Raw genomic sequence first — 6,555 nt, forward strand, 5'->3', positions numbered from 1 at the left:
GGGACGGGGACGGGGACGTCAAGATATGTCTTGACCATCATCCCAGACGCGACATATCGTGTCGCTCAACATAAACGCGATAGTACGCGTTACCGGAGGTGGAGAGCAATGGAGCAGGAGCGAGTATCCGTCCTGGTGGTGGGCGGTGGGTACGCAGGGCTGAGCGCGGCGGCACTCCTGGCCTGGCGCGAGATTCCCGTCATGCTGGTCGAACGCCATCCAAGCACCTCGATCCAACCCAAAGCATTCGGTGTCGGCCCGCGAGCGGTAGAGCTGCTGCGCCCCCTGCCAGGCATAGAGGAGGCGCTCAGCGACATCTGGGCAGGAATCGGGGAGAACATGCGCATCGCGATCGCGCAGACCCTCACCGACCCCAACCCCCACATGATCATCAACGACGAGGTCACCGAGCTGGCCTTCCTCCGCGACATCACCCCCGCGGTGAACGTAGGCGCACCACAGGCCGAGGTCGAGCGCGTACTGCGGGCCAAAGCCGAGGAGGTGGGCGCCGACCTGCGCTTCTCCACCGAGCTGCGTTCGCTCGAACAGGACGAGGACGGCGTCACGGCGCTGATCCGCGCGGAGGGCGTGGACCGCATGGTGCGAGCCGACTACGTGGTGGCCGCCGACGGCTACCGCAGCCCGCTGCGCGCCCTCCTCGACGTTCCCGTCTCAGGCAAGGGCGAGCTGGGGCAGCTGTGCTCGATCATGTTCGACGCCGACCTGACCGGCCTGGTCCGCGAACGCGAGGTCACGCTCTGGTACCTCCAGAACGACGTCTTCACCGGCGTGATCGTGACCGGCACCGGCGTGGGGGCACACGTGCTCGGCGTCAACTTTGACGCCTCGAAGGACGAGAGCGAGGCGGACTTCACCGAGGAGCGCTGCGTCGAGCTGGTACGGATCGGAACCGGCCGCCCGGATCTGGACGTACGCATCCTGGACAAGACGACGTTCGCGATGGCGCACGTGTTGGCCGACAACTACCGGGCGGGACGGGTGTTCTTCGCCGGTGACGCCGCCCACACGATGCCGCCCACCGGCGGGCAGGGCGGCAGCACGGCGCTCCAGGACGGCTGCGACATCGCCTGGCGGCTGTGGCTGGTGCTCACGGGCCAGGCGGGTCCCGCGTTCCTCGACTCCTACGATGCCGAGCGCCGCCCGATCGGCACGCTGACCGCCGACGCCCAGCTCGCGAATCTCGGCGTACGCATGCCGCCCGCGGCTCGCATCGGCTACCCGGAGCCCCTCGAAGACCCTGTGGGCGCACTCATCGGCTACCGCTACCACTCCACGGCGATCCTGGACGAACCCGGCGATGATGGCTCCCTCCTGGAGGATCCCCGCGTACCGAACGGCCGCCCCGGCAGCCGCGCACCCCACGTGATCCTCGACTGGGACGGACAGCACATCTCCACCATCGACCTGTTCGGCTCCGGCTTCGTCCTGTTGGCCGCCAAGCACGGGGGTCAGGCCTGGATGGACGCCGGTCGCCTGGTCAAGGAACGGCTGGGGGTCCAGCTGACGCGGGTGGTGGTGGACGAGGAGCTGATGGATGTGGAGGGACGATTCCAGGAGCGGTACGGCGTCCGCGGGGGCGGCGCCGTCCTGGTCCGGCCGGACGGGTATGTGGCCTGGCGCTCCGAGGACGCCGACTTGGATCCGGCGGCCACTCTGGAGCAAGTCATGCGCCAGATCCTCAGCCGCTGAAGCCGCCCCGGCACCCTCACCGTCTCATTCCCCCGGCCGACCCGAACCTGCACCATCTCCACCGGTCAGCCCGAACCCTCACCATCTCCACCGGTCCGCCCGACCCCTCACCACGTCCACCCAGCCGGCCCAGTCCCTCACCACGTCCGCAGATCGCCACGACCCCCTTAACGCTCCTTGCGGCCCGGCCACCCCACAGGCGACACGGCTCCCGCATAGGCCGGTCCGGAGCCCCTCGCCGCACCCATAAGCCGGTGCGGAACCCCTCGCCGCACCCATAAGCCGGCCCGGCGTCCTTCCACCTCCGGCGCCGGGCCTCACAACTCGGGCTCAGCCGAGCAGTATCTCCTCGCGGCGGGCCCAGAGGCGGTCGTGCAGGCGTTCCAGCTCCTGGCAGTGCTGCTCCAATCGCTCCACCAGCCGTTGGATGTCGTCGGGGCCACTAAGCAGCGTCGGCCGTTGGTTACTGTCGGCGCTCAAACCGTCGCCGGCATCCGTTTGACCCGGAACGGCCTCGTCGTCCTGAATCTCGTCAGTACGTGAACCGGCACCCGCTGCGCGTGAATCGGCACCCACCTCACGTGAACCAGCACCGGCCGCGCCCGAATCGGCACCCGCCCCACGTGAAACGTCACCGGCTGCATGTGCGTCGGCACCGGCCTCGTGTGGATCGACATCGCCGCTCTCGGGCCCGGCCGTGCCGCGTGCGCCATCGGGCGCGGGTGGATCCACCATCAGGCCGAGTGCTCGCACCTGGTGGAAGAACTCGTTCAGCGCCTCCCGATCACCATGCTCGCGCAGGACCGCGAGGCCCGCCGCATGGGCGCGCTCTCGGGCGGGCAGCTCCACGTTCACCTCTGCCAGCAGCCGTCCGATCTCCAGCAGCTTGGCCCCTCGCGGGTCGGCCGATTCGGTCAGCCGGCGCTCCTCTCGTGCCAGCAACTCCTCATAGAGCTCCTGCGCCGGTCCGACCTCAGCCAGCTCCTGCTCCACGGCCGTAAGGGCAAGGGCGAACGCGCCCAGCCTGGCCTCCTCTGCGGCTACCGCCTCCTGATCCCACACTCCGACCGCATCGATCGCCCACCGGGCATCGCGTACCCGGTCGCCGATCGCCGCGCGGCGCTCGTTCAGCTCTCCCCAGCGGCGCGCCCTCCGACGCGCCGTTCGCAGATCTTCATCGATCATCTCAAACGGGATCACGTCACTTGGACGGCTTTAAGCCCCATTTCGGTTCAGGACGATCTACCATTTTTCCCAACAAATCGGGTCATAGCAGTACAGGCGCTTGTGGCTCTTGCTCTGCTGCCTCAGAGTAGCTAGAGCGTCACAACGGTCCCGAGCGACTCGGCTACGTAGCGCAGCGGCCGGAGGTGTCAGGCGGCAAAAGGCCGGTATGCGGGGTGTGATGAGCTCAGGCGGCGAGGGCGGGTGTGTGAGGGGTGACGAGCTCAGGCAGCGAGGGCGGGTGTGTGAGGGTCGATGAGCTCAGGCAGCGAGGGCGGGCGCCTGGGGGTCGATGAGTGTCAGGGTGGCGTGGCCGGCTTTCTGGGTCGCGCAGAGCCATTCGTTCAAGGAGCCGCTGAAGCCGGGAGGTGGGCCGACCTTGAGGCACGCCACCTGGCCCGTGCCCGGCGCGGGCCCGACCTTGAGCCTGCGGATGCTGCCGGCGCGCCCCAGCTCTCCCTGATCCGTGTCGTAGGGCGTCAGCTGGACGGCGAAGGGCCGGCCGCCGTCGGGCTGGTCGGACGGCTGGATCTGGAGGAAGTCGTCGATCTTGCGTTCTGCGGCCTCCGGGTGGGTGGTGACGTACGCCAGGTGGTCGGTGATCAGGCGGTTGGCCACCGTACGCAGGAGGTTGGTGGCACAGAGGTTGTGGGCGCAGGCGGCGCCGTCGAGAGTGATCTCCGGCAGGGCGAAGCGGCGCAGGCCGCGTGAGGTGACGCGGAGGCAGTCGCACACGCCCGTGTCGGCCGGATCCCACGGCGGGCAGGTCGCGGCGTCGTGGACCTGGACGTCCCAGGCCAGCCAGTCGTCGTTGAGACGGAAGCCGGTCGGCTCGCCCGCGCATCGTCCACAGGTGAGGATGGTCGAGCCGGTCAGCGGGTCGATCAGCAGGCCGTCGCATTCGCGCGCCAGGGCCCGGGCCGCCGCCCGTGCCGCCTGCACGCTGGCCGGGAGGTCGTGCGGGGGTGCCGTGGTGGACAGGATGACGTGGTGTTTCGTGCGTCGAAGGTGGCGTCTCTCCTCGTCCGTGAAGGTGGCCACGCCGGCCGGTCTCCATGGGGTGGGGTGGTGGGTGACGGTCAGGGCGCCTGTGCTCGTCGCGCTGATCGCCGCCTTTTTGTACGGGCCGCCGATGCGCCAGGGGACGAACGACTCGACGTCGAACATCAGGTGCTCCATGGCGACGATGAAGAGGGAGGTCAGCGTGCTTGGGAGAGCGAGAGAGATCTTCATGAGTGAATGCCTGCTTCCGGGTGACAGATCGGGATGGGATGCGGTGAGGCACTCAGGATCGAGGAGGTGGTGGGGTGGGGATGGGTCCGAATGTGGTTCTGTGGAAAACGTGGTTCGGGGAGCGTAGGGCCTGTGGATGAACGCACCACACGACACCGCAGCGCACGCCGGTGTACGCGCCGGGCGACCGCAGTGCCCCAATGTCCCAGTACCGCAGTGCCGCGGGTGCAGGTGTACGCATCGGGCGGCGGTGCCCGTCCCGGTGTGGTCTCGGTGTGGGCACCGCGCCGCAGCACCCACCCTGTACGGGGTACCGCGCCGGGCCACCGGTGTCCACGTGCGTGAAGGCGGCCTCTACCGGCGCTCTAGGTGCCTGGTGTGGCTTAAGGTCCCCAGTGGCCCAAGGCACCCCGCCGTTCGAGGTGCGCAGCCGCACCGCACTCGCACCCGCTACAAGGCGCGGCTACGCAGGACCACCCTCGCCGACGCCGGCTAGGAGTCGACGGTTCGGTAGATCACCATGGCCTGGCCGGGCAGGCGCAGGCCGTCCCGGTCCGCCACCACCGGCTCGTCCGAGGACAGCAGCACCGTGCCCGCCGTCAGCGGCAGCGTCACCGACTCCGGCGAGAAGTTCACCGTCACGGCGAGCGCCCCCCGCCACATCAGCAGCCACTTCCCCAGCGGATCCACCTCCACCCTGACCCGGTCCAGCCGTGGGTCCGACAGCTCGGGCAGTGCCTTGCGCAGCGCGATCAGGTCCCGGTACCAGCACAGCAGCGACCAGTGCGCCTCCTCCTTGACCTCGCTCCAGTCCAGCTTCGAGCGCAGGAACGTCTCCTCGTCCGACGGGTCGGGCGCGTCCCATACGTAGCCGAAGCCGTCGAACTCCCGCCCCCGCCGGTCCCCCTCGCTTTCCCGTAGCTGCGGCTCGACGTGGTCGGAGAAGAACAGGAACGGCGAGCGCGCCCCCCACTCCTCCCCCATGAACAGCATCGGCGTGAACGGCGAGGTCAGCAGCAGCCCCGCCCCCAGCTTGAGCGCGGACATCGGCAGCCGGTCCCCGGCCGGCCGGTTGCCGATCTGGTCGTGGTTCTGCAGGCAGGCCACCAGCCGGTGGCCGGGGACGCCGGCGAACGACCCGCCGTGCGAGCGTTCGCGGAAGCTGGAGTAGCCGCCGTCGTGCAGCACGCCGCTGGCCAGCACCTTGGCCAGCGCCGGGAGGTCGGCGAAGTCCGCGTAGTATCCGTGCCCCTCACCGCTCACCGCGCAGTGCAGGGCGTGGTGGACGTCGTCGTCCCACTGCGCCGTCATGCCCAGGCCGCCGGCCTCCAGCGGGCGCACCATGCGCGGGTCGTTCAGGTCGGACTCGGCGATGAGCGACAGCGGGCGGCCGACCGAGCACGCCAGCGTGTCCACCTCTTCCGACAGCTCCGCCAGCAGGTGCGTGGCGCGCCTGTCGTGCAGCGCGTGCACGGCGTCCAGCCGCAGCCCGTCGATGTGGTAGTCGCGCAGCCACTGCACGGCGTTGCCGATGAAGTAGCGCCGCACCTCGTCGGACCCCGACCCGTCCAGATTGACGGCCTCGCCCCAGTAACTGCCCTTAAATCCGGAAAAATAGGGTCCGAAGGGGTGCAGGAAGTTCCCCGACGGCCCCAGATGGTTGTAGACGACGTCCAGGATGACCCCGATCCCGGCCCGATGGCACGCGTCCACGAACAGCTTGAGCCCGTCCGGCCCCCCGTACGTCTCGTTGACCGCATAGAGGTCCACCCCGTCGTAACCCCAGTTACGCCCGCCGGGCACCGGCGCGACCGGCATGACCTCCACGAAGTCCACGCACAGCTCGACGAGGTGCGGTAGCTTCTCGACGGCCGCCACGAACGTCCCCTCGGGCGTGAACGTCCCCACGTGCAGCTCGTAGATCACCGACCCGCGCAGGTCCCGGCCCTTCCACTCGTGGTCGGACCAGGTGAACCGGGCGTGGTCGTAGACGGCGCTGTGCGCGAAGATCCCCTCGGGCTGCCTGCGCGAGCGCGGGTCGGGGTAGGGGCCGTCGCCGTCCACCACGTACGCGTATCTCGTGCCGTGCCCGGCCTCCGCCACCTCGACCGACCACCAGCCCCCTTCCCCGGGCGCCATGGCCCGGCGTCCGGGCTCGGCGCCCAGGACGTCCACCTCGACAGCAGTGGCCTTCGGTGCCCAGACCTCAAATATCATGTCTCTCCAGGAGTGAGACCGGATACTGACCGAGCAGGTGCGTGAGCGGGATGCGCCCGGTGAAGACGCCGCCGGTGAGCAGCTCACGCCAGCTCCCGGCAGGCAAGGTCAAGGTCGTCGCCCCCCAACCAGACCCCGAGCCGGCCTCCCGACCAGACCGCGAGCCGGTCC

4 protein-coding genes are annotated in these 6,555 nt (G+C 69.4%); 1 reads left to right on the top strand and 3 read right to left on the bottom strand.

The features are described from left to right. The first annotated feature begins 108 nt into the window (after positions 1-108). Positions 109-1,710, top strand: a complete 1,602-nt coding sequence (locus ETD85_RS59090) for an FAD-dependent monooxygenase (protein ID WP_138698555.1) — start codon at positions 109-111, stop codon at positions 1,708-1,710. A gap of 330 nt (positions 1,711-2,040) precedes the next feature. Here the strand turns inward: ETD85_RS59090 and ETD85_RS59095 are convergent, their stop codons facing one another. From ETD85_RS59095 to treZ, 3 genes are all read right to left on the bottom strand, one after another. After that, positions 2,041-2,895 (bottom strand): hypothetical protein, encoded by an 855-nt coding sequence (locus ETD85_RS59095; protein ID WP_138698556.1) that lies wholly within the window; start codon positions 2,893-2,895, stop codon positions 2,041-2,043. 300 nt (positions 2,896-3,195) lie between these two features. Next, positions 3,196-4,167 (bottom strand): hypothetical protein, encoded by a 972-nt coding sequence (locus ETD85_RS59100; RefSeq protein ID WP_138698557.1) that lies wholly within the window; start codon positions 4,165-4,167, stop codon positions 3,196-3,198. Positions 4,168-4,659: 492 nt separating this feature from the next. Beyond that, a complete protein-coding gene (treZ, locus tag ETD85_RS59105; RefSeq protein WP_138698558.1) occupies positions 4,660-6,384 on the bottom strand; it encodes a malto-oligosyltrehalose trehalohydrolase in 1,725 nt (574 codons plus the stop codon). Between the last annotated feature and the right edge of the window lie 171 nt (positions 6,385-6,555).

The organism is Nonomuraea zeae (assembly GCF_005889725.1).
GTDB classification, from domain to species: domain Bacteria; phylum Actinomycetota; class Actinomycetes; order Streptosporangiales; family Streptosporangiaceae; genus Nonomuraea; species Nonomuraea zeae.